We start from the raw sequence: 21,247 nt of genomic DNA, 5'->3' as shown, positions 1-21,247 counted from the left end.
GGGCGCGGACGGGTGCAAGGCGAGCAGGGCCGCCTGTGATCCAGCCGCGATCCTTGATACTGCAGCAGCCGGCGGGGTGGTCGCTGGTGTCCCTCGACGAGGGTAGGGGACGTCACGGCGGATACCATCTTCGCTGGTGCCGTGTAGCTCCTCAGGTGGGCCCGCCGGGGCATACCAGCGTTGTCCATGGGGAGTTGGCGGGCGGTCATCTCGCGAGCAGAAGGTCCTGCACTGTGGGTCGGAAGGCGCCGGGCAGGGGGCAGTCAACCCACTCCGAGTACCATTCCTGCGAGGGTTTCCGGTCGGCGCTGTGCAAGGTGGCTTTCTTGCGCGCGCTTCGGGATTGCGGAACTCGGCGTCGACACTTCGAACACTAGCCCGCAGTGACGCAGCCGTAGTGGGCGTTCGTACAGAGAGGATCGTGGGGAATGAGCGTGGTGGAGAGCTGGTCCCGCGTGATGAGTCTTCTTCACGAGCACGCCCCGGCCGATCATGCGGATCTGCCCGGGCCGGCCACGGAACAGATGCTCGCGGCCGCCGAGAAACAGATGGGTATCTCACTTCCTCCGGAACTGCGGGCGTGGCTGTTGCAGAACAATCTGGATCTTCCTGAGGAAGACGTGGACGACGATGTGGCCTGTTGCGGTTTCGCCGGATTTCCGGACGAGGGGATGTTCTTTCTGGGCATCCGGGCGATAGAGAAGCTCTACGCGAACCACTCCATGCCCGGTGGGGTCAACCCTCCGGATGAGCGGGACAATCCGTTCTGGCGCAATGAGTGGATCCCGTTCCTGTCGGACCAGGACGGCTGGACTGGAAAGTTCATCGACGTGCGGGACGGCCGTATCGGCAGGTGGTTCGTGGGTGAGAACACGACCACGGGCGAGTACGCGTCACTGGCCCACTATTTCGACTCCGTGGCGGAAATGCTCACGAAAATCGCCGATGGAAGCCATCCGGTCTGCTCGATCGCCGAAGGACGACTCGTCTGGTTGTGACACCAAAGTGCCCCCCGGTTCTTCCGGGGGGCACTTCTCATTGCCCGGTCACGGTGTGGGCGCGGTGAATCCGTCCAGGTCGAGCCAGTAGTCGTCGTCCTCCATCAAGCGTTGTTCCTTGATGAAGTCGCCGAACGGCCGCATCGACTGGGTGTTCTGCCAGTTCGACATCGAGGACCGGCCGCAGGGCTCCTTCCAGGTCGGTGCCGGGGCATCAGGACGCAGGTGCAGCGTCATGGTGTCGTCGGCGTTGCGCTTCAGATAGGTCTGCACGCATTCCTTGCCGCTGTACGTGACAGGGTTGGGGCCTGCTGAGTTTCCGGCGCTCTGGAAGGAGTTGGCGAAGGCGAACTCGTCACAGCTCTTCGAGTCGGTACGTGTCGCCCCTGCCTCCAGGGTCCACATGTCACTGAACAGACCGGTGTCCTTGTAGGTCTTCCACTGCCTGCCGCAGATGAGCTGCCGGTTGCGGTCCGACTGAACCTTGCCGGAGCCGTCGACGGACATCTTGTTGCCCAGGTAGGTGAGCGGCTTGCCACCGTTGCGGTTGCCCCAGTCAAGGGTGGTCTTGCGCCACATCATGTCGATGTGTGCGGCGGCCCCCGGAAACTTCTTGGAGTTCATGACGTACGTCGGGTCGTAGCCCGAGAACACGCAGCCGGTGCCGGCATTGGGGATCTCGCTGTCGCAGCGGATGTCCAGCTTGGCCTTCTCGACTTCGAGCGGATTCGCGATCGGGGTGGTGTTGGCCATACCGCTGAAGTACCAGTACGGGGTGATCGTGTTCTTGGTGGCGCCACTGGGTGTCCACTTGAACCGCGTGGTGATGGTCCGCTGGATCGTGTCGCCCTTCTTGAAGATCTTCGACCCGTCCCAGGTGACACTGGTGATGTTGCAGTACCCGCGGCACTTGGCCTGGTAGTCCAGGTCGACCGTGTTCATCACACCGCTCATCGACTTCAGCCGGATCGTGGTGACCTGGGAGAACTCATCACTCGTCGGGTCGAGATAGATCGTGTTGTAGTAGTCGAAGGAAGCGTTTCCGTCCGGTGTGCCGTTCGCGTAGTGATTCACCCACAGCTCGTCGTGGAGACAGCTGTTGGTGCGCTTGCGGGTGATGGAAAGGGACACCGTCGAGCACGACGCGGTGCTCATGGTCGTCGCCATCGGCGGCGCCGTGGCGGTGTCGGCCGAGAACCCGCTGACATCGGGGAAGAGACTGTCGCTGATGTCCTCACCGGGCTCGACCGGGGCCGGCTCCGGTGCGGTCGGGTCGGCCGTCATGCTGCCCGTCATCTTCAGGCCGTCGTACGTGCCCGGGACGAACGCCAGCGCGTCAAAGGCGATGTCCGCGCTCCCGGTGCCGCCGTTGAAGTTGTCGAGCCGCACCTCGGGGACCTGGTCACCGAAGTCGTAGGCGCCCAGGTCCACCCATTTGTTGGACTCGTTCGCCGTCTGTGAGATGGCCACCTCCTCTTCCCCTTCAGGGGTCTGGATCCGGTAGACGGCGTTGGAGGTCTGCGCCCCGTGGTCGGGGATATGCGCGAAGACCTTCGCCTGCCGCGTGGTGTTGGTCAGCGGAGCGTTCAGCTTCCAGGTGCCGGCGACCTTCATCCGGTCGGCGTTGCCCGGGTAGGACTCCGGCGAGCGGGTGTGCGCGAACCAGAAGTGGTTGCCGTAGCCCGCGCCGATCTGGTGCGTGTCGATCTTCCCCGGATACGTGGTGACGGTGGTCGGGTTGTCCGTCCCGTCGTTGGTGAGATCCATCTGGGTGTCCCACGGGACGAACGTGAAGCTGAATGTGCCGCTGGAAGCCACCGCCCCGCAGCCGCGCTTGGTGTCGACTCCTGCGGGTGTGGTGCCGTCGGGCAGGTCGTCGACCACCAGGGCGTTGGCGGGCAGGCCGGTGGTGGAGCAGTTCGGCGGGTACGAGCCGGCATCTGCCTGTTCGCCGTACGACGTACTGAAGCGGTGCACACCGTTGCCGCACTCGGCGAGCCGTTCACAGTCCTTCCACTGCTCCTTGGTGATCTTCTCGTGCCACCAGCAGTGGAGCCAGTGCGCGTTGGTGTCGCTGTCGCCCGAGTCGAGGGTGCAGGCGCCCAGGCCAGGGTCGTTGGAGTCGTTGTCGCCGATCTTGGACGGGTCGCAGTAGTTCGACGCGTTGCAGAAAAGATCGACGGGAGGCTTGGCGTTGGAGCGATCCTCGTTGGTGGTCCACCACGCGGGACGGTAGCCCGCCTGGAAGTCACCGGGCGCGAACATCGCCGAGATCGGACGGGCCGCCCAGCCGATCACCTTCTCCTGGTACGGCCAGTCCTGCGGGTGTGCGGCATGGCTGTAGTCGTCACCGGCAGGGTTGGACGCGCTCTGCAGGAACGGGACGCGGTTGGCCTTCCACAGCGGGTTGGCCGGGTTGTTGGTCCAGCCGACGCCCCGGTGGCCCTGGGAGTCGGCGGTGTCGTAGAAGCCGGAGTTGTATGCCCACAGGGCGAAGAACCAGTTCTCGATCCACTTGGGGTGGCCGCCGTTGATCGTCATGCCGGCGTTGTAGGTCTGGTTCCACTTCTCCGACAGGATCCGCACACCGGCGGCGATGTTCGCCGTGTAGTCCAGGGCGACGGCTTCCTGCGCGAGGGTCGACAGGGCGGTCTCGCCGGGCTTGGTCTTGCCCGCGAGACGCATACCGTCGGTGGCCTGGGTGATGCCGTAACCGCAGTCGGCGTCCGCCCAGTTGATACGCCAGGGGTCGAGTTGTTCACCGTCGGCGGCGTAGTCGACACCGTAGTAGTTGCCGATCAGGGAGTTGGCGGTGACACCGGGCACGGCAAAGCGGGTGGCCTGCCACATGTTGGACTCCTGCGCGGTGATGCCGAGCATCACCTGCGCGGGAATGTGCCACTTGTCGGTGACATCGGGGTCCTCGTTGTCGAGGGTGCCGTTAGGGTCACCGGCGAGCACGGTCGGCGGAAAGAGGCCCTGAGGCTGGTAGCCACCGGTCCCGGTGTTCTTCCAGTTCCCCGCGCGGTAGAAATCCAGTTCGCCGACCACTGCCTGGTCCACGGCCCATTCGACCTGGCGCGGGGTGGGCTGGAAGGCCTGCTTCTTCGCATCGTTACGGGCCACCGCGCAGTAGCGTTCCCCGGTGCCCTCGCTGGGGTCGTCGGCCTGTGCGGTCCGGGCCCGGGTGCTGACGGTCTGCGTGGACAGGCCTTCTTCGCCTTGCCGGCCTGTGTCCGGGCCGGACTCGACCGGGCCGCCGGTGGGCAGGGCGGGGGACAGGACATGCCCCTGGGCCTCCTCGCCCACGCGGTGGGCACCGGGACGCAGATCGAGGGTCACGGACCTGCCGGAGTCCAGCATGCGCAGGACCGTACGCGCGGGACGGGGCTTGGCGGCGTCCTCCGGGTTGACCAGGGTGGTCTTCCCGTCGGACCACGTGGTGGTCAGGGCTGTCCGGGCGTGGCTGGAGATCGCCGCGCCTTTGGGGAGTCTGCCTGGGTTGTGCACCCGCTTGGGCAACGTTCTGGACGTGGCGGCACCGGTGACGAACACCTCGCCGCGTGCCGAGCGGGTCAGGTCCCAGGCTTCGAGCTTGCCGGAAACGACGGTGACGGGCTCGGTCTTCTGGCCCTTCTCGACCTTGGCACGGTCGAGGTGCTTGGCCCAGCTGGTCGGCGTCTTGGACGCCTTCTTGTCCAGTTCGCGGTCGATGAAGGTGATGCCGCCATCGGCGTCGGCGGTGATCTCGAACGGCACCGTTGTGGTGGACGCCAGTGTCTTCTCGGCCGTGCCGTTGACCCGTACCAGCTTGTTGCCGTGCGCGGCGATGATGCCCGTGTCCGTGGGGATGGCCGAGGTGACCGCGCCTGCGAGCGTGACCGGCTTGGACGCCTTGCCGGTTGCCGCGTCGACGGTGATCAGGCGGGTCTGCTGCTTCTTGTCACCGTCGTGGCTGAGCTGAGTGAACACCGCCTTCTCACCATGCCCGCAGCCGGGCGAGAAGTAGGCGAGCGACGACTGGAACGGCAGCTTGGTGACCTTGCCCGACTGAAGATCGACCACTGCGGTGAACGCGCCGCGCACCATCAGCTCGGGCTTGTTGGTGAACATACGCGGCGCGTACGAGACGGCCGCGTACTTGCCTGACTCGGTGACGCAGTGGTTGCCGATCCAGGTGTCCGAGGCGAAACCGTCCTCGAACAGGCTGGCTATCGTGCGCAGTTGATAGCCGTTCTGCTCCTTGCCCGCAAGGAGGTGGAAGCCGGTGCCGTCGCCGGTCGTGGTGACGGCGGTGTCGGCGGATGCCGCGTAGTCCTTGCCGAGCAGGCCGGCGCGGTCCTTCGCGGGGATCGCGGAAGGCTTCAGGGAGAGCTTCTTCTGCTCCTGTGTGGCGTCATTCCAGCCCTGCGCCGCGCCCTTGGGCGGCTTTGGTCCCTCGGCCTGTGCGGGCAGGCTCAGCGGTATCGCCAGCACGGTGGCCACCGCGAGGGTGAGCGGCACGCGCAGGCGCATACGTTTCTGTCTCAACTTCGTTACCCCCTGGGTTACTTGACAGCCTTGGCGGCTGCAAGGGCCTTGCTCAGGCGCGTTTTGACCGCGGCGAGCTGGTCCTTGTTCTCCTCGATCAGCCGCTTCTGGATTGCCGACTCCTCCTTGAACCAGACCTCGATCAGACGGGTCTGCTCCTTGCAGTCGATGTCGTCCAGGGCGAGCTCGATCGCGTCTTCGGTGGTGCCGTCGCCGTTGGCGTAGCCTTGCTCCATGGCCCTGTACGGGTCCGCGGCGGACCGTCCCTGCTTCTTCATGCAGGCTGACCAGTCCTTGATGGCCTTCTTGACCGGCTTGCGCGAGCGGGACTCGGAGAGGCTTGTCGAGGCGAGTTGTGAGACATAGCCCGCATCTGACTCGTTCAGCTTGAGCTGTTGCTTCGACCGTGCGGTGCAGCCACCCTTGTGCAGCTTCTTGCCCTGGTACTCGGCGCGGGCGGGTCCGGAGTCCGCACCGGTGAAGTACGGCCCGTCACCCTCGGCACCCTGGGGCGGAAGGAACTCGGGCTTTGTACGCCCGGTCAGTACCTCGACCTCCACACCCGAAAGCCCCTTGTCGACCGCTTCGGTGCTCCGGGTCAGCTCCTTCGGCAGCCCGTACCCGTACTTCTCCGCCCGGGTGCGGTCGGTGATGCCGTAACGGGCCTCGATCGACATGGCGTTGCTGTACGGCGGCGGATTCATACCGGGGCGCGGCAGGTCGACAGTGAGCCCGTACTCGGCCATGCACCGCGTCTGGAGGGTGCGCAGCGCGGTGTCTACGGTGACCTGATCCGCGTACGAGGACATATAGGCCTCAAGCGGCAGCTCCAAGCCTTTGACCAGTCCCGAAGCAGGGGTCTCCGCAGGCCAGTTGCTCCGGTCGACCGGGGTCTGGTCCTTCGCCGAACTGGAGCCCGATCCGGACGAAGAGCATGCCCCGAGAGACATTGCCGCGAGCATGACAGCTGCTGCGGTGGTCGTTGGCTTGAGGACGTGCACGGGCACTCCTTGTCTACCTAAGTGCTGGGGAAGAATGCTGTCGTTGTGCAGCTGGTCAGCGGGCGTCGAAGACGGCCCGGGCGATGCCACCCGGGCTCGCAGCGCCCCGACCGAGGTCTGTTGCCACGGCGGCGGCGAGGTCTCCGCTGAATGCGGTGAACCATGCGTGATCTGCCCGTCCCGTGCCCTGCTCCGCGATGCCGGCCCTGGAGCCGACAGTGTCGGTGGTGCGCCGTCGGGACGTCCACGGAAAGGGGCACCGCCGCGCGTCACCCCACAGGTGAGGGCGGTGACGCGCGGACAGGGAGGCGGGGCTAGTACCTCTTGTGGGATGCGTTGTCGTTCTTCAGCTCGGGCACGAGGTTTTCCGCCAGGCCGCCGTAACCGCCGCAGGAACCGTAGATGGCCTGGGAGATGCTCTGGTAACCAGAGCCCCAGTAGACCCGGTTGTAGACGCCGCATTCGGCGTTCGCAATGGAAGCGGCGTTGTTCTTGAGGGGTGTCCCGTCTCCGCTGTCAGTGGTGCAGGTGCCGGGAAGCAGGCCGTAGTGGAACACCAGGCGGACGAGAGTTGCCCCGTTCGGGGAGTAGCCGTAATGGTCGGGGACGCTCCTGTTGGAGATGTAGCAGGAGCCCTGTCCGGAGTTGGTGGTCGAGCCGACGCTGTTGTAGTAGAGCACGAAGCAGTACTTGTTGCCGCTGGAGGTGCAACCGTCCGACTCGTAGGAGGTGGCGGCCTGCGCGGGCTGGGCGCAGAAGATGCTTGCGGCGAGGAGCAGGGCGGCGATGAGCGACCGGATCAGGTTGCGTATGGTCGGGGTCACTTGTCACTGCCTTCCGAGATCACTCTTCGCGCGGTCGTCTTGACGGTGTTCGTTCGGGCGAGTTCGGCGTCGAGAGAGGTCTTCTTGGCAGCGATCTGCTGGTTCTGGAGGGCGATCTCCTCTCCGGACCAGACCTTGATGAGGCCGGTTTCGCCCTTGCAGGCGACGTCGGCCGTGGCCACCTCGATCTCCTCTGCCGACGCCGTTGGCGTCGACAGGTCGAAACTGGCAGCGGGCTTGTACGGATCGTCGAACGCGTGGCCCTTGTCCTTCATGCACGCCGCCCAGCCGTCGATGACGTTTTGGACGGCGGGCTGCTTCAAGGACAAGGTCATGCTCGACGCGTTGACTTGCGATGCGTCCTCGCCCTGTGTGAGATGCCCGAGCTGACGTTCCGTCTCTCCGCGGCACCCTCCCTGGGGAACAGTCACCCCGTTGTACGTGTCGCCCGTGAGCTCCGGCCCGTCCCCGAGGAAAACGGCTTCCTCCGCCCCGGCGGCCGGCTCCCATGCCGGCGGCTCGTCCAGCTGCTCCGGCGGCAGGTGGTAGCCGTATTTCGCCGCTTGTGTCGCGTCGGAAGCCCCGTATCGCCTGGGCATGTTGGCGTCGTTGAACTCAACAGGCGGGTTGACCCCCGGAACCGGGGGGCTGAACTTCTCGAAGCCGAACCGAGCCATACAGCTGATCCAGAGGTCGCGCTGGGCGCGCTGCCAATCCACGACGTCCGTGTAGCCGACGAGATACTTCTCCACCGGCAGGGACAGCCCCTTGGCAAGCCCACGTTCGGGAGTGCGACTGGGCCACTTGCTCTCGTCGACAGCGTTTGCTGCCACCGTCTTCGGTGAAGGCTCATCCGGTGCCGCCCCACCCCCGCCGGCGACACCCACCACAACACCGGTGGTGAGTGCTGCTGCTGCGAAGAAACCGGCAAGCGCTTGCCGCTTGCGCATCAACTACCCCCTCATTTGCTTTGCATGTGCATGACATGTAAAAGCTATGCCAGGTCGCTTCACAGTGGCTACACAGAGATGATCACGGGATGGCAACGACTGGTCTGGACCCTTGCGGGCCGCAGGGGGTGCAGCCGACGATTATGCGGGCGAAGCCGTATGGCGTGCTTGGAGCAGTCGACTTGGGTGGCAAGGGGAGTGTTCGTGCCCAGAACCGCAGGGTGGGGTGCGGTTGTCGCCGTGACTCTGGCAATGTTCGGTGCGTCGTGCAGCGCAGGCTCTGATTCCGACAATCCGGGCGGTACCCCGGCTGTCGCCAGCCGGCCGGCCGGCAATGCACCCACCGCCGAGCCTTCACCGCCACTGATACCGACTGCAACGCCAGTCGAGAAGGTCCGCGACGCCTTCGCCGGACTGCAGGCGACCTTGGATGATTCCTGCAGGCCTGCCGACTGCGCCTACGTTCTGCGCCGTGTCTTCGATGAACTCCACCGCCTTGACGGCGCCATGAAGGCGTCTGAGAAGGGCCCCAGCCACTTCGCCGAGCCAATCAAGTTGATCAAGGATCTCGACACGCAAGTCGGCAGCGATCAATCCTTCGAAAATCTCAAGGAACACCAGGACGCATTGATCGACACTCGCAACAAGATCAACACATGGATGCAGGGCCACCCAGACGACTACCGCTGATGCAAGGCGCCGGCTTTGGTCAAGTGGCAGTGCATATGTAACTCGGTGTGTGGCGAGGCCGGTGCAGGGGCGTCATGCGGTCGGTCCTGGGGAGTCAACGCTGTTCGGGGTGGCGTCCCGCCGGGTGGTGTAGCCGCGTGGCCTTCGTGACGCCGCAGGTCGCGGCAGTGATCGGCCCGGAGCTCGGGCGTCGGGCGGCGTACGCCGTCGTGACCGGCTCGCGCAGTGGCCCGAAGCACTCGGCCGCACCGCGCGGCCACAGCCACCCGGACTGCCGCCGTCCGGATGACCGCACCACGCCGCGGGGCACGCCCCTGCTCGGTTCGAGCCCTGGAATCTGCGCCGATACGAGCCCGAACGAGTGGTGCCGCGGTTCGCCTCCCACCCCAGGCCTGGCGATGCTGCTGTTTCCTGTACAGCCGGCGCCAACCTCGTATCACGCGCAGCCACTCCAGGCCCTATGCGTCAACTGCACTGTTGCGTAGGCAATCCATAGCATTGCCTCACTATGGCGGGCAGCTTGATCATCTGATTACCAACATTGACGTTTCCGTGGGAACTTGATGGGCAGTCCATGGACGTCATGTGACCCGAGTGCACCATGCACCGATCAACTCGGCGTCGAATCAGTGTATAAGCGGCAAGACGTGCTGCGCTTGATGCGGCGCGGAGGAGAAAGGTCTGAGGTGATGTGTGTGCACGGCATACGCAGATGGGGGCCGGCAGCGGTCGCACTGACGCTGCTGGCCGGAGCGTTCCAAGGGATTCAGGCATCCCCGGCAGCCGCGGTCGGCTGCTTCCGAGCCACCTGTTCGGGCAAGGACCCCATCGAAATGGGGTGTGACGACGACGCCGAGCTTCTTCAGCAGGTCACCGAGCCGGACGGGTCGGTCGTGATACGGCTGATGTGGTCGTACATGTGCCAGGGGGTGTGGGCGAAGATCTCACGCGATCTCGACACGTCGCCCGACTATGTGTACGGGACGCTGTGGACGACACGTGATCCCGAAGGCGGCGTCCAGCAAGCCGACACGACGGGCCTTCTCGCCGACGGCGTGGCAGGCGACTACACCAAGATGCAGAACTGGAAGAAGACGTCGGCGAAGGCGTGTTGGAACGACGTCGACGCGCAGTACGACCCCATGCCGCTGAGGTACATCGTGAACAACAACGACGCGAGCATGCCGACCGTGCACGGCTCGTGCACCGACTGGCTGTAGGGGGAGAAGATGCGCAGAAGACGTCTCCGGAGATTCTTCTCCACGAATCCGCTGATAGCCCTGAGCGTGCTGGCGGCTTCCGCCGCGCTACTCCCGCCGGCTTCCCCGGACACCCCGGTGCAGACGGCCGCCGCTGACGGCACGGCACCCCGCATGTTCTCCGCACCCGGCAAGGAGCTCGGATCGGGCTACGCCTCGTCATCGGACGCGATCGTCCAGGCCACCGGCGACGCCGAGGGACTGCACATCCTCGCGGCGAAGGAGAGCGACGGGTTCTCCTTCTACGAGATCGCCCGCCTCAACCGTACGGACCTGTCCGAGGTCGGCCCCTGGACGGGCTATGTCTGTACCACCGGATCAGGGAACTACGCGGCTGCGGTCTACGCCCCGTCGGTCTGGTCCAACCAACCCGGCGCGTACGACAACGGTGCCTTCGCCGCGGTGATCCGGCTCTCCGACGGCAAGGTCACCGAGGTTCCCGACCGGGTGCAGCTGGCCTACTTCACGCCGGGCTGCGGAACGGGCGACGAGGTGGCGTTCACCTCCAGCTCGGCCACCGACAGGTCCGTCGGCGACACGACCGTGATCTCGGTCGACGCGGCCACCGGATCGGTGACCTCCCGCCGCACGGTCGACGGCTACCTGACGCACGTCACGCCCACCGAGAAGGGCACCGTCGGTGTGCTCGGCGGCAACCTCGTCGACCTGAAGGGCGACGGCAAGAAGCTGTCCGCCCGCAAGCTCGCCGCGGTACCGGGCCCGATGTTCGCGCTGACCGCCTCGAAGAACGGCACCGTCGACATCGGCACGGTCGACGGCGAGAACAGCGTCATCTCCCGCTACGACGGCGATGACTTCACCGAACTGGGCCGCGCCCCGAAGGGGGACGTCAAACTCCTCCCGGTGGCCGACGGCGACGCGGTCGTCGGCGACGTGGAGGACATCGACACCAGCAAGGCGCCGGGGCTCGCCAAGCACCCGGTGGACGGCCGTGTCGTAGGCATCTCCCGCCAGGGCCACCTGGTGACCAACTCGGTGTTCTCCGAGCAGATGAAGGGCATCACCACCAACATCGGCTCGCCCTCGGAGGAGGGTGTCGGATCCCTGACCGTGAAGGCTACGGCGGTCAAGACCGGCGTGAAGGCCAGCACCCTCGTGGACGCCGACCGCGAGCGGCCGCAGACGGACTCATCGCTGTCGCTGGACCCGGCCGCGTTCGCCGCGGCCGAAGGCGATGACGACGACCCGCTCACCTGCGGCGAGGGCGGCCCGGAATCACAGTGCCTGTCCGGATCCGGCGCGCAGGTCGTCGGCAAGATCGCGGACATGGAGAGCCCCTGCATCGTCAAGCGCAACGACCCCAAGCGCCAGGCGCTCCAGGCCAGTGCGAACCAGGTGGAGTGGGCGGTCGACCAGGCCGTGCACGGGGACCTGACGGTGTCCCGCGAGGCGGACTGGCACGACACGGGCCTCGCCGCCTACACCCCGCAGGGCCTGTTCCCCAAGCCGTCACTGACCGGCGGAGGTGAGATTCCCGCACAGGTCATGCTCGGTATCCTCGCCCAGGAGTCCAACTTCAAGCAGGCGTCCTGGCACTCCGTGAACGGCGACTCCGGCAACGTCACCAAGTCCGACTGGTACGGCAACCTCAACGGCATCCACGACTACCCCAGGCGGGGCTTCGCCGACTGCGGCTACGGCATCGCCCAGGTGACGACCGGCATGTCCGAACTCCACGGCGAGCAGCTCGACGCCCTGCACGCCGGTGCCGTCACCACCGACTACGCGGCGAACATCGCCGCCGGGCTGAGCATCCTGGCCGAGAAGTGGAACCAGCTCAAGGCCTTGGGCATGAATGCCAACAACGGCAGCGCGGACTACATCGAGAACTGGTACATGGCGCTGTGGGGCTACAACTCCGGCGTCTACACCTCCGGTTCGGTGGGCCTGGGCTACTTCAACAACCCGATCAAGCCGAACTACCCGGCCGACCGGGAGCCGTTCCTGCGCAACAGCTACGACGACGCCTCCCACCCCGGTGACTGGACCTACCAGGAGAAGATCCTGGGCTGGGCGGAAGTACCGCAGATGACCTGGGACGGCGTGGCCTCCTACGTCAAGCCGACCATGCCGTTCAACGTCATCACGGCCGCCCCGCTCGACGCGTTCTGCGACTCGTCCAACGCGTGCGACCCGGACGCGGCCGACCCCTGCCCGACCTGGGACTCGGCGTGCTACTGGAGCGGCAGCGTGAGCTGGATCGGCTCGCAGAGCAGCGCCAACTCCAGTACCGAAGCGCTGAGATACACGCTCGGCTCGTCGGAGCCCGCACTTGAGAGCAAGTACGGTCACGGCCCGTGCATCGACCATCCGAGCGTCTACACGAACGCCATCATCGTCGACGACCTCGGCGAGCACGAGGACACCTATGGATGCGGGGACTTCGAGGGCGCCGACGACGGCAAGTTCACCCTCCAGACCGGTGACAACATCACCATGGAGCGGGACGACTACACCTACCGCGCCACCCCCTACATCGCCCCCATCGACCTGCACCAGCTCGGCGCCGGGTACGACCACCACGTCTACTTCACGCACAGCTACCCGGACACCGACTACTTCCACAAGGTGACCGGCCGCTGGCAGGTCAACCAGTCCGACCTCCCCTCCGGAGACGAGTTCGGCGGCCAGCGGTACAAGGTCTACGTCCACCTGCCCAGCCACGGTGCGGAAGCGATCGTCCGCTACCGCTTCATCCCGGGCGACAACGCGTTCGGCGCGGAGGCCGACTACTGCCGGGTCAATCAGGCGACCCGCAGCAACGGCCAGGAGACCTGGTTCGAGATGGGCACGTTCTCCTTCTGGAAGGGCGGCTATATCGAGGCGGACAACCTCCACGACGCCGGCACCGGAGACGACAACGTGGTGTTCGACGCGATCGCCTTCGTTCCGTTCACCAGCGCCGATCCCGGCGCGTGCGCCCTGAACGACGGTGGTGCGTGATGCGCGTCGCCACCCGTGTTTCCGCCGTGCTGATGGCTGTCGCCATCGGCACGGCGGGAGCCGTCTCTTGCGGCGGGAGCGACTCCGGCAACTCCGGTACGGCGGCATCCGACCGTACGAAGGCCGCGGCGTCGCAGCCTTCGCCGTCCAGGACGCGGACCGCGCCGCGCGCCGCCGATCTGCCGAAACACGCGGTGACCGGCGACAAACGGCCGACCTTCGGTGCGGCGGACACCATAGCCGCCGGATACACCGGGCAGGAATTCCTCGCTGGTCTCTCGAAGCACTGGAAGCTGAAGCTGGACAAACCCGTCGAGCAGGAGATGCCCGACGGAAAGAAGAGGACGTATGTCAACGGGAGCGGCGGGAACGGGGTGACGATTTCGGCCGGTTATGTCGACAGCGAGAACATGTCGTCTCTTCTGTGCAGAACGAGCACCGATCAATCGGACGAATTCGGCTTTCTCGCCGCCTGCACCGGACTCGACGTGCCGGGAGCCGACCACGACAAGGCGTCTTCGTGGCTGAAGCAGGCGAAGAAGGAGACCGACTCCCTGTACGAGAAGCAGGTCGCCGAGACGGGAAACAAAAAAGAGTACGTCGTCAGCGGGGTCTTCGTCTCGGGGCCGGTGACGATGATTCTGCACCGAGCGTACGACAAGTATTCCCTGAGGATCCTCGGGGGCGCGGTGGCCTAGGGCGAGCAGAGGAGGTCTTCGACCTTCTCCTTGTAGTCCTGGGCTTCGCCCGCCTCGTAGCCGGCTTCCTTGAGGCTCTTCATGAGTGAGGCAGTGTCCCCGCACAGGGTGGGGCGCTGCCGCTCAAGGTAGGACTTGACGCCTTCGGCGGACAGTTCTTCCCATGCCCGTTTGGTCTCGTCGCTCTTCTCGTGCGCGTAGGAATACTCGACCCACTCCTTCTCGTGGTCCGACAAGGCGGACGTGTCAACGGTCGAGTCGCTTCCCCCGCATGCGGAGACCAGGAGAATGCACGTGAATACGAGACATATGCGCGCCTTCTTCACAGTTCCTCTTCTGCGTAGATTGCCGGAGGCGCATTCTATTGTAGGTTCCGCGAGTTCGTTGGCACTGGCTCCTGCAGAAACGTCAGAATCCGGGCTTTGTGCGCAGCGCTGGGGTCGGGCGACGATGCGCAGTCTTGGTCTCGTGGGTGAGGTCGCAGGTTACCCAGGGTGTTGACGCTTGCCCATCGAATGAGAGGTCGCGCAGGTAGGCGCGTTGGTGGACCCCGGCAGCACAGCAGGCACAGGTCTTGGCGATCATGGAGTTGCGATGCTCTGTGATCACCGGGGAGACCTGTGCCTGTACTGCCATCATGGCTGACCGAACCACTCTGGGGCCAATTCGCCGCCCTGCTGCCTGCGCGATCGGCCTACGTGCCGACCCATCCGCTGGGCTGCCACCGCCCACGCATCAGCGACCGCATCGTCTTCGACAAGCTGCTGCAGCTCCTGCGCTTCGGCTGTTCCTATCAGGCGATCGCCGACACGACCTGCTCGGCCACCACGATCTGCAACCGCCGCGGCGAGTGGATCGCCCTCGGCGTCTTCGCCTAACTCAAGCAGATCGCGCTGGCCTCCTACGACCGGATCGTCGGCCTTGTCCTGGAGCAGATCGCCATCGACGGCTCGATCACCAAAGCCCCCGGCGGCGCCGAGGTCGCGGGGCGTTCACCGGTCGATCGCGGCAAACGGGGCCTGAAACGCTCGGGCATGACGGATGGTTACGGGGTCCCACTGGGCCGCGTGTTGGCTGGAGCCAACCGTCACGAGTCCCCGCTGCTTGCCTCGACCCTGGACCGCCTGGACGACCTGCGACCACTGCCCGACGACATCACCATCCACCTGGACGCCGGCTACGACTCGGACAAGACCCGCGCCCTGCTCGACGAACGTGGCCTGCACGGCCGCATCGCGCACAAGGGCGAGAAGGCACTCTGCGCATGATCCTCCGCCACCACCTCGGCACGGTCCTGGACGAACCCGTACCGCTGCCCATGAGCACACGCCTATCCGCGCGACCTCTAAGGGGTGCTTGCAGAATGATCCTTTTGTGGCACGGTGGAGATGTATGTGATCCCGTCGTTTGCGGGGTGTGACCATGGCGCGGCGGAAGCCGTGGGAGGTCAGCGACGAGTTGTGGGCGGTGATCGAGCCGTTGTTGCCGCGGCATGAGCGTCGTTACAGGTATCCGGGCCGCAAGCGGATCGATGACCGCAAGACGCTGCAGGGCGTGCTGTTCGTCCTGTACACCGGTGTCCAGTGGGAGTTCCTGCCGCAGGAGTTGGGGTTCGATTCGGGTCCCACGTGCTGGCGGCGGCTGGCCGAGTGGCAGGAGGCCGGGGTGTGGGAGGAACTGCAGCGGGTGCTGCTGGATGGGTTGCGGGCGGCTGCCTGCCTGGACTTCTCCCGCGTCACCATCGATGCCTCCCATGTGCAAGCCAAGCGGGGGCGAAGCAGCCCAAAAGTCGGTCCGAGCCCGGTTGACCGCGCACGTCCGGGCTCGAAGCATCACGTGCTGACCGAGGCGCACGGCATCCCGCTGCGGAGGCAAGGGATACGCCTCCGAAGCCCTCCGCGGACTGCTGCTGTTCGCGCGGGCACGCGGCGTCACCTGCGTGAAAGGCGACGGCGACCACGACAACATCCCGTCCCAGCACGTCATGATGGCAGCCGGCATGCGGCCGACCGGACAGGACGAACGCGTCAGATACTTCGAGATCGCCTGGACCGCCACGATGGCAAGTACTGACCCACGCTCCCAGGTCTGTGCCCCGCCGTGAGCGCAGCACTACCCGTCCGGCCTGAACCACGAGCAGGGCCCGCCACCCGTCCCAGTTCAACTCTCCCGCCCATCCCGGCAGCAGCATCGGGTCGGGCACGGGGGCGGCGAGCATCGGCTTCGGCAGCGTCCGCATCACGATCCCCGTGCCTTCCATCCAGCCGCTGCGTCCGCGAACCGAGCGGCGCGACCCGACCACAGGGCCGACCACGGCCTGCATCGCCAGACCATGACGCCGACCACGGCAGGTCAGCGCTAACCGCACGACGCCATGCTCACGTGTGTCGGGTGCTACGACCGAGGTTGCACGAGGTGACGTCACACCGTCCGGCAGGGGGCCGCAGCATTCGTGTTTCTCCGTCACGACGACGTCACCCCCGACCGGCGCGGCAGTGCGCACAGCGCTGGTCGCACCGTGGTCGCATACGTGCGTGAAGTGGGGTGTAGTCGGGTGTAGTCGGGTGCAGTATCCGTGCAGGTCAGACCCGGTTCCCGGGTTACGCTGCTGGTGGTGAAACCGCGTGTCTGACAACGACGGCTTCTTCGACCACGTGGTCCCCGCCTTCCCTGCGGGTTCCGCGGCGCAGGGCAAGTCCACCGTCGACCCCGCCCTCGACCTGTTCAAGGGCGACACCAGTCACCCGGCCGGCCCCTACGGCCTCGGCCAGCGCGTGCCCATGCTCGTCGTCTCACCCTGGAGCAAGGGCGGTTACGTCTGCTCCGAGACGCTCGACCACACCTCGATCATCCGCTTCCTGGAGACCCGCTTCGGCGTCCACGAGCCCAACATCTCGCCCTGGCGGCGCACCGTCTGCGGCGACCTGACCGCCGCCTTCGACTTCTCCCGCAAGGACACCAGGCCGGTCGCCCTCCCGGACACCGACGGCTACGAGCCGCCGGACCGCGAGCGCCACCCGGACTACGTGCCCGTTCCGCCCGCCGTCGGCGCCCTGCCGAAGCAGGAGCGCGGCCTGCGCCCCGCCCGCCCCCTCAAGTACGCCCCGCGCGTGGACGGTTCGGTGGACGCGAAGAACGGCAGGTTCACGCTCACCTTCGCCTCCGGCGCCAAGGCCGGTGCCGCCTTCCTGGTGACCTCCGGCAACCGCACCGACGGACCCTGGAGTTACACCACCGAGGCCGGAAAAGCCGTCTCGGACACCTGGAACTCCGCGTACTCCAAGGGATCGTACGACCTGACCGTGCACGGCCCGGCCGGTTTCCTGCGCGTCTTCAAGGGGCCGAACAAGAACGCCGGTCCCGAGGTCACCGCCCGTCACACCGGGGACGACGTCGAGCTGACCTTCACCAACAAGGGCTCCGGCACGGTCCGTCTGAAGGTGGTGAGCGGCTACGGCGCCCCCGCGAGGACCTTCACCGTGCGGGCCGGCGCCACCGCCCGCCACACCTTCCGTCTCGCCAGGAGCCGTCGCTGGTACGACCTCACCGTCACCTCCGACACCGACCCGGCGTTCCTGAGGCGATTCGCCGGACATGTCGAGAACGGGCGTACAGGAGTGAGCGATCCGGCCGTCATCACCAGGTAAAGCCGCGGCCGGAGCTGTCGTTCACCCGGCCGGATCGCAGTGGTCCCGGGGTAGTGTGCCCCGGTGACCACGCATTCGAACACACCTGCAGGCTGGTACCCCGATCCGCACGGAGCGGCCCAGACGCTCCGGTACTGGGACGGCGCGCAGTGGACCCAGCACACCCACCAGGACCAGCAGGGAGCGGGGCAGGGCACCGCTCAGGCCGTGCAGGCCCCGCCCGCCCCGCCGGTCCAGCAGGCACCGCAGATGCCTCAGCAGTCGGCCGGTCCCGACCAGCGCGTCCAGCGTCAGGTGCAGCAGCAGGCCGGGGTCAGCGGGGGCGGGGCGGGCGGCGGCACGCTGTTCACCGAGCCGGTGCTCGTGGTCAACCAGAAGGCCAAGCTGATCGAGCTGACCAACGAGTACAAGGTCATGGATCAGAACGGCAACCAGCTCGGCTCCGTCACCCAGGTCGGGCAGAGCGCCTTCCGGAAGATCGTGCGGTTCTTCTACAGCATCGATCAGTTCATGAAGATCAAGCTGGAGATCCGCGACGCCCACGGGCAGCCGCTCATGCTGCTGACCCGGCCGGGGAAGATCTTCAAGTCGCGGGTGATCGTGGAGCGTCCGGACGGTTCGCCGGTCGGTGAGATCGTCCAGCAGAACATGATCGGGAAGATCAACTTCGCGCTGATGGTGAACGGGCAGCAGGTCGGCGCGATCAAGGCGGAGAACTGGCGGGCCTGGAACTTCGCGATCGTCGACCACACGGAGAACGAGGTGGCCCGGATCACGAAGACGTGGGAGGGGCTCGCCAAGACGATGTTCACGACCGCGGACAACTACGTGCTGCAGATCCACTACCAGCTGCCCGAGCCGCTGTTGAGCCTGGTCGTCGCCACCGCGTTGACCGTGGACACGGCGCTGAAGCAGGACGCGCGCGGGTTCGGCTGAGCCTGTCTAGAGCGGTGTGAGGTGTCCCGGCTCCGGCTGCCGGGGCACAGTCATGTCCCGCAGGGACGGTTCCACGGACGCAGTCGAAGGCTCCAGGGCCAGGACCGCCGCCACCGGGTGGTCGTCGTCCGCCGGCACCGGGGGCTTGCGGGTCAGCAGCACCACACCCCAGGCCGCCAGGCCCGCTCCGGCCAGCGCGAGCAGCATGCCCGCCGCGCCGCCCCGCAGGCCCTCGCCCAGCAGGGAGAGGCCGATCACCGCGGCGGCCAGCGGGTTGGCCAGGGTCACCACCGCCAGCGGGGCGCCCAGTCCGTCACGGTAGGCGGTCTGGGAGAGCAGGAGTCCGCCCGCGGCGAAGGCCGCCACGAGCAGGGTCACGCCGATCACCTGGACGCTGAGGAGCGACTCGGAGCGGTCCGTCGCGGCCACCGTCACGGTCTGGGTGAGCGCGGAGGCCACGCCCGAGGCGACCCCGGACGCCGAGGCGTGCCGTATGCCGGGCCGGGCGCCCGGACGGGCCAGGAGACCGATCAGCGCCGCCGTCACGGCGGCCACCGCCACCGCCTCGGAGGTGCTCAGTACCCTCCCGGGCGCGGATCCCGACGCCACCACCAGGATCGCGGCGAGACCGGCCAGGGTGTACGCGGTGCCCCGCCACTCGGTCGTGCTGACCCGGCGCCCCGCGATCCGCGCGCCCAGCGGCACCGCGGCGACCAGGGTGAGGGCGCCGAGCGGCTGGACCACGGTCAGGGGGCCGTACTTGAGGGCGACGACGTGCAGCAGCGCGGCCGCCGCGTTGAGCGCGACCGATCCCCACCAGGCGCCCGAGCTCAGCATCCGCAGCACACCGGAGCCGGGGTCGCGGGAGGCGAGGCGCTCCTGGGCGACGGCGGCGGCCGCGTAGGCGACGGAGGAGAGCAGGGAGAGGGCCAGGGCGAGCAGGGTGGCGTTCATCGGGCCGCTCCGACCAGGACGTTCTTCTCGGGTTCGGCCGGGGTGAGCTTCTCCTGCGTCCGGCCCGCGGTCGTGGCCGTGCGCTGCGGCACCTGGATGACCGCCAGGGCGATGCCGAGCAGGGCCGTGGCCACGATCGCGTCCATCCAGTAGTGGTTGGCCGTCCCGACGATCACCAGCAGGGTCACCAGCGGATGCAGCAGCCATAGCCAACGCAGGCGTGAGCGGGTCGCCACGATCAGGCCGATCGCCACCATCAGCGCCCACCCGAAGTGCAGCGAGGGCATCGCGGCGAACTGGTTGGAGAGGGTGTCGGTCTGCGGCGGCCCGTACACCGAGGGGCCGTAGACCTTCGCGGTGTCGACCAGGCCGGCCGCCGCGAGCATCCGGGGCGGGGCCAGCGGGAAGACGAGGTGCAGTACCAGGGCGGCGCCGGTGAGGGCGGCCAGGACGCGACGGGCCCAGACGTAGTGGGCGGGGCGCTTCAGGTACAGCCAGACCAGGAAGGCGACCGTGGCCGGGAAGTGCACGGTCGCGTAGTAGGTGTTCGCCAGGTGCGCGAGGGTGTCGCCGTGCAGCAGCAGCGACTGCACCGAGCCCTCCGAGGGCAGGTGCAGGGCCCGCTCCCAGTCCCACACCCGGCCGGCGTTGCGGAAGGCCTCGGGGGTGTGGCCCGTGACCAGTTGCCGGCCGAACTTGTAGACGAGGAAGAGTCCTACGACGAGCAGGAGTTCACGGACGAGCGGCGGCCGCGCTGTGGCGTCCGGTTCCGCTTCTGAAGGCTCGGTGCGGGCATTCATTCCCCCGGCCCTTTCGCTGGCGGTGGTGCAGGTGGTGAATCCGAACAGGGTGGTGACCCGTTCCGATTCCAAAACTCATCGGTACGACATCGTACCGATACGCCAGTGTACCGATACGGTCGGGTACCGGTACACTGGCGTTTCGATTGACATACGACACACTGGAATCCGGGAATGAAACGCGACGGCCGTGCAGCAGGCCCGGCCGGCGGAGTGAGTGAAGGGGAGAGCTGATGACGTCGCAGGCCGCGGACGGACCGGAGACGGTCGCCGCCTCGCGCCGCTCCAAGATCACGCCCGAGCGTGAGCAGGAGTTCTTCGACGCCGTGCTCGAACAGGTCCGCGAATGCGGATACGAAGCCGTGACCATGGAGGGCGTGGCCGCCAGCACCCGTTGCAGCAAGTCCACCCTCTACCGGCAGTGGAAGACCAAGCCCCAGTTCGTGGTGGCCGCCCTGCGCTCCCGCCGCAGGTCGAAGTTCGACGGGATCGACACCGGTTCGCTCGCCGACGACCTGCGCGAGGCCGCCCGGGCCGCGGCCCGGTGGTCGATGCACGACACCAAGCTGCACCAGGCGCTCGGCCACGCCGTCACCCAGGACGCGGAGCTCGCGCAGGCATTGCGTGAGGCGCTGGTCGAACCGGAGATCGCCGCGCTGAGGCACATTCTCCAGCGTGGGGTCGACCGGGGTGAGATCGCCGACGGACACCCGGCGCTGGAATACATCCCGTGCCAGATGTTCGGTGTCATCCGCGCCCGGCCCGTCGTCGACGGGCAGTACGCCGACCAGGACTACCTGGTCCGCTTCGTCGAGGCCGCCGTACTGCCGACGCTCGGCCTGGCCTGAGACCCGGGCCGCCGTCCACGGGATGACCGGACGGTGGCCTGCTCGCGCCGCACCGTGGGGACGGGGGCGGCGCGCACCCCCCGGCCGGGTGGGGTTCCTCTCGAGCAAAGAGGCGCCCCTCCCGGCCGACCGGGTGTGCGGGGCCGGC

General features: G+C 66.9%; 14 protein-coding genes and 4 pseudogenes. 11 read left to right on the top strand and 7 right to left on the bottom strand.

The features are described from left to right. The first annotated feature begins 428 nt into the window (after nucleotides 1-428). A complete protein-coding gene (locus ACGFWE_RS05500) occupies nucleotides 429-998 on the top strand; it encodes an SMI1/KNR4 family protein (protein ID WP_393598029.1) in 570 nt (189 codons plus the stop codon). A gap of 48 nt (nucleotides 999-1,046) precedes the next feature. On the opposite strand, the gene ACGFWE_RS05495 is transcribed toward ACGFWE_RS05500, so the two are convergent. The 4 genes from ACGFWE_RS05495 to ACGFWE_RS05480 all read right to left on the bottom strand — a co-directional run bounded on the left by ACGFWE_RS05495 (nucleotide 1,047) and on the right by ACGFWE_RS05480 (nucleotide 8,303). Next, nucleotides 1,047-5,513, bottom strand: a complete 4,467-nt coding sequence (locus ACGFWE_RS05495) for a hypothetical protein (protein WP_393598936.1) — start codon at nucleotides 5,511-5,513, stop codon at nucleotides 1,047-1,049. Nucleotides 5,514-5,545: 32 nt separating this feature from the next. Then, on the bottom strand, nucleotides 5,546-6,529 hold the full coding sequence (locus tag ACGFWE_RS05490) for a hypothetical protein (RefSeq protein ID WP_393598027.1): 984 nt from the start codon (nucleotides 6,527-6,529) through the stop codon (nucleotides 5,546-5,548). A gap of 314 nt (nucleotides 6,530-6,843) precedes the next feature. Then, the gene (locus tag ACGFWE_RS05485) at nucleotides 6,844-7,353 is read right to left on the bottom strand and encodes a hypothetical protein (protein ID WP_359387275.1); all 510 of its coding nucleotides are present in this window, start codon (nucleotides 7,351-7,353) and stop codon (nucleotides 6,844-6,846) included. Beyond that, nucleotides 7,350-8,303, bottom strand: a complete 954-nt coding sequence (locus ACGFWE_RS05480) for a hypothetical protein (protein ID WP_393598025.1) — start codon at nucleotides 8,301-8,303, stop codon at nucleotides 7,350-7,352. Before ACGFWE_RS05480 ends, ACGFWE_RS05485 begins: the two co-directional genes overlap by 4 nt. Before the next feature lie 240 nt (nucleotides 8,304-8,543). Between ACGFWE_RS05480 and ACGFWE_RS05475 the strand changes: the two genes are divergently transcribed. The 4 genes from ACGFWE_RS05475 to ACGFWE_RS05460 all read left to right on the top strand — a co-directional run bounded on the left by ACGFWE_RS05475 (nucleotide 8,544) and on the right by ACGFWE_RS05460 (nucleotide 13,914). Next, a complete protein-coding gene (locus ACGFWE_RS05475; protein WP_393598023.1) occupies nucleotides 8,544-8,993 on the top strand; it encodes a hypothetical protein in 450 nt (149 codons plus the stop codon). Nucleotides 8,994-9,556: 563 nt separating this feature from the next. Next, nucleotides 9,557-10,213, top strand: coding sequence for a DUF2690 domain-containing protein (locus ACGFWE_RS05470; RefSeq protein WP_393598021.1), 657 nt, complete (start codon nucleotides 9,557-9,559; stop codon nucleotides 10,211-10,213). Nucleotides 10,214-10,222: 9 nt separating this feature from the next. Further along, nucleotides 10,223-13,216, top strand: a complete 2,994-nt coding sequence (locus ACGFWE_RS05465) for a hypothetical protein (protein ID WP_393598019.1) — start codon at nucleotides 10,223-10,225, stop codon at nucleotides 13,214-13,216. Next, on the top strand, nucleotides 13,216-13,914 hold the full coding sequence (locus ACGFWE_RS05460; RefSeq protein WP_393598017.1) for a hypothetical protein: 699 nt from the start codon (nucleotides 13,216-13,218) through the stop codon (nucleotides 13,912-13,914). The genes ACGFWE_RS05465 and ACGFWE_RS05460 overlap by 1 nt, the downstream gene beginning before the upstream one ends. On the opposite strand, the gene ACGFWE_RS05455 is transcribed toward ACGFWE_RS05460, so the two are convergent. After that, entirely contained in the window at nucleotides 13,911-14,150 is a 240-nt protein-coding gene (locus tag ACGFWE_RS05455; RefSeq protein WP_393598015.1) for a hypothetical protein, read from the bottom strand. The two genes, ACGFWE_RS05460 and ACGFWE_RS05455, sit on opposite strands and share 4 nt — an antisense overlap. 384 nt (nucleotides 14,151-14,534) lie before the next feature. Between ACGFWE_RS05455 and ACGFWE_RS05450 the strand changes: the two are divergent. The 5 genes and pseudogenes from ACGFWE_RS05450 to ACGFWE_RS05430 all read left to right on the top strand — a co-directional run. Continuing rightward, nucleotides 14,535-15,164: pseudogene (locus ACGFWE_RS05450) on the top strand (IS5 family transposase); the annotation flags it as partial. Between the two features lie 172 nt (nucleotides 15,165-15,336). Beyond that, a pseudogene (locus ACGFWE_RS05445) lies at nucleotides 15,337-15,783 on the top strand (IS5 family transposase); the annotation flags it as partial. Between the two features lies 1 nt (nucleotide 15,784). Continuing rightward, nucleotides 15,785-16,018, top strand: a pseudogene (locus ACGFWE_RS05440) (GNAT family N-acetyltransferase); the annotation flags it as partial. A gap of 526 nt (nucleotides 16,019-16,544) precedes the next feature. Continuing rightward, nucleotides 16,545-17,561 (top strand): annotated as a pseudogene (locus ACGFWE_RS05435) (phospholipase domain-containing protein); the annotation flags it as partial. A 63-nt stretch (nucleotides 17,562-17,624) separates the two neighbouring features. Next, complete coding sequence (locus ACGFWE_RS05430; protein WP_352380845.1) at nucleotides 17,625-18,497, top strand: phospholipid scramblase-related protein; 873 nt, start codon at nucleotides 17,625-17,627, stop codon at nucleotides 18,495-18,497. A gap of 6 nt (nucleotides 18,498-18,503) precedes the next feature. Here the strand turns inward: ACGFWE_RS05430 and ACGFWE_RS05425 are convergent, their stop codons facing one another. Together ACGFWE_RS05425 and ACGFWE_RS05420 are read right to left on the bottom strand one after the other, a co-directional pair. Then, nucleotides 18,504-19,451: a hypothetical protein gene (locus ACGFWE_RS05425; RefSeq protein ID WP_393598013.1), complete on the bottom strand. Its 948-nt coding sequence runs from the start codon at nucleotides 19,449-19,451 to the stop codon at nucleotides 18,504-18,506. Then, nucleotides 19,448-20,251, bottom strand: a complete 804-nt coding sequence (locus ACGFWE_RS05420) for a phosphatase PAP2 family protein (RefSeq protein WP_393598011.1) — start codon at nucleotides 20,249-20,251, stop codon at nucleotides 19,448-19,450. The genes ACGFWE_RS05425 and ACGFWE_RS05420 overlap by 4 nt, the downstream gene beginning before the upstream one ends. 233 nt (nucleotides 20,252-20,484) lie before the next feature. On the opposite strand from ACGFWE_RS05420, the gene ACGFWE_RS05415 reads away from it, so the two are divergent. Beyond that, nucleotides 20,485-21,099 carry a TetR/AcrR family transcriptional regulator C-terminal ligand-binding domain-containing protein gene (locus ACGFWE_RS05415; RefSeq protein WP_393598009.1) on the top strand — a complete coding sequence of 205 codons (615 nt, stop codon included), beginning with the start codon at nucleotides 20,485-20,487 and terminating at the stop codon, nucleotides 21,097-21,099. Nucleotides 21,100-21,247 lie beyond the last annotated feature (148 nt).

This window comes from Streptomyces sp. NPDC048523 (assembly GCF_043199815.1).
Taxonomy (GTDB): domain Bacteria; phylum Actinomycetota; class Actinomycetes; order Streptomycetales; family Streptomycetaceae; genus Streptomyces.
The sequence above is the reverse complement of the archived record's forward strand: the minus strand, read 5'-3'. Positions and strand labels throughout refer to the sequence as shown.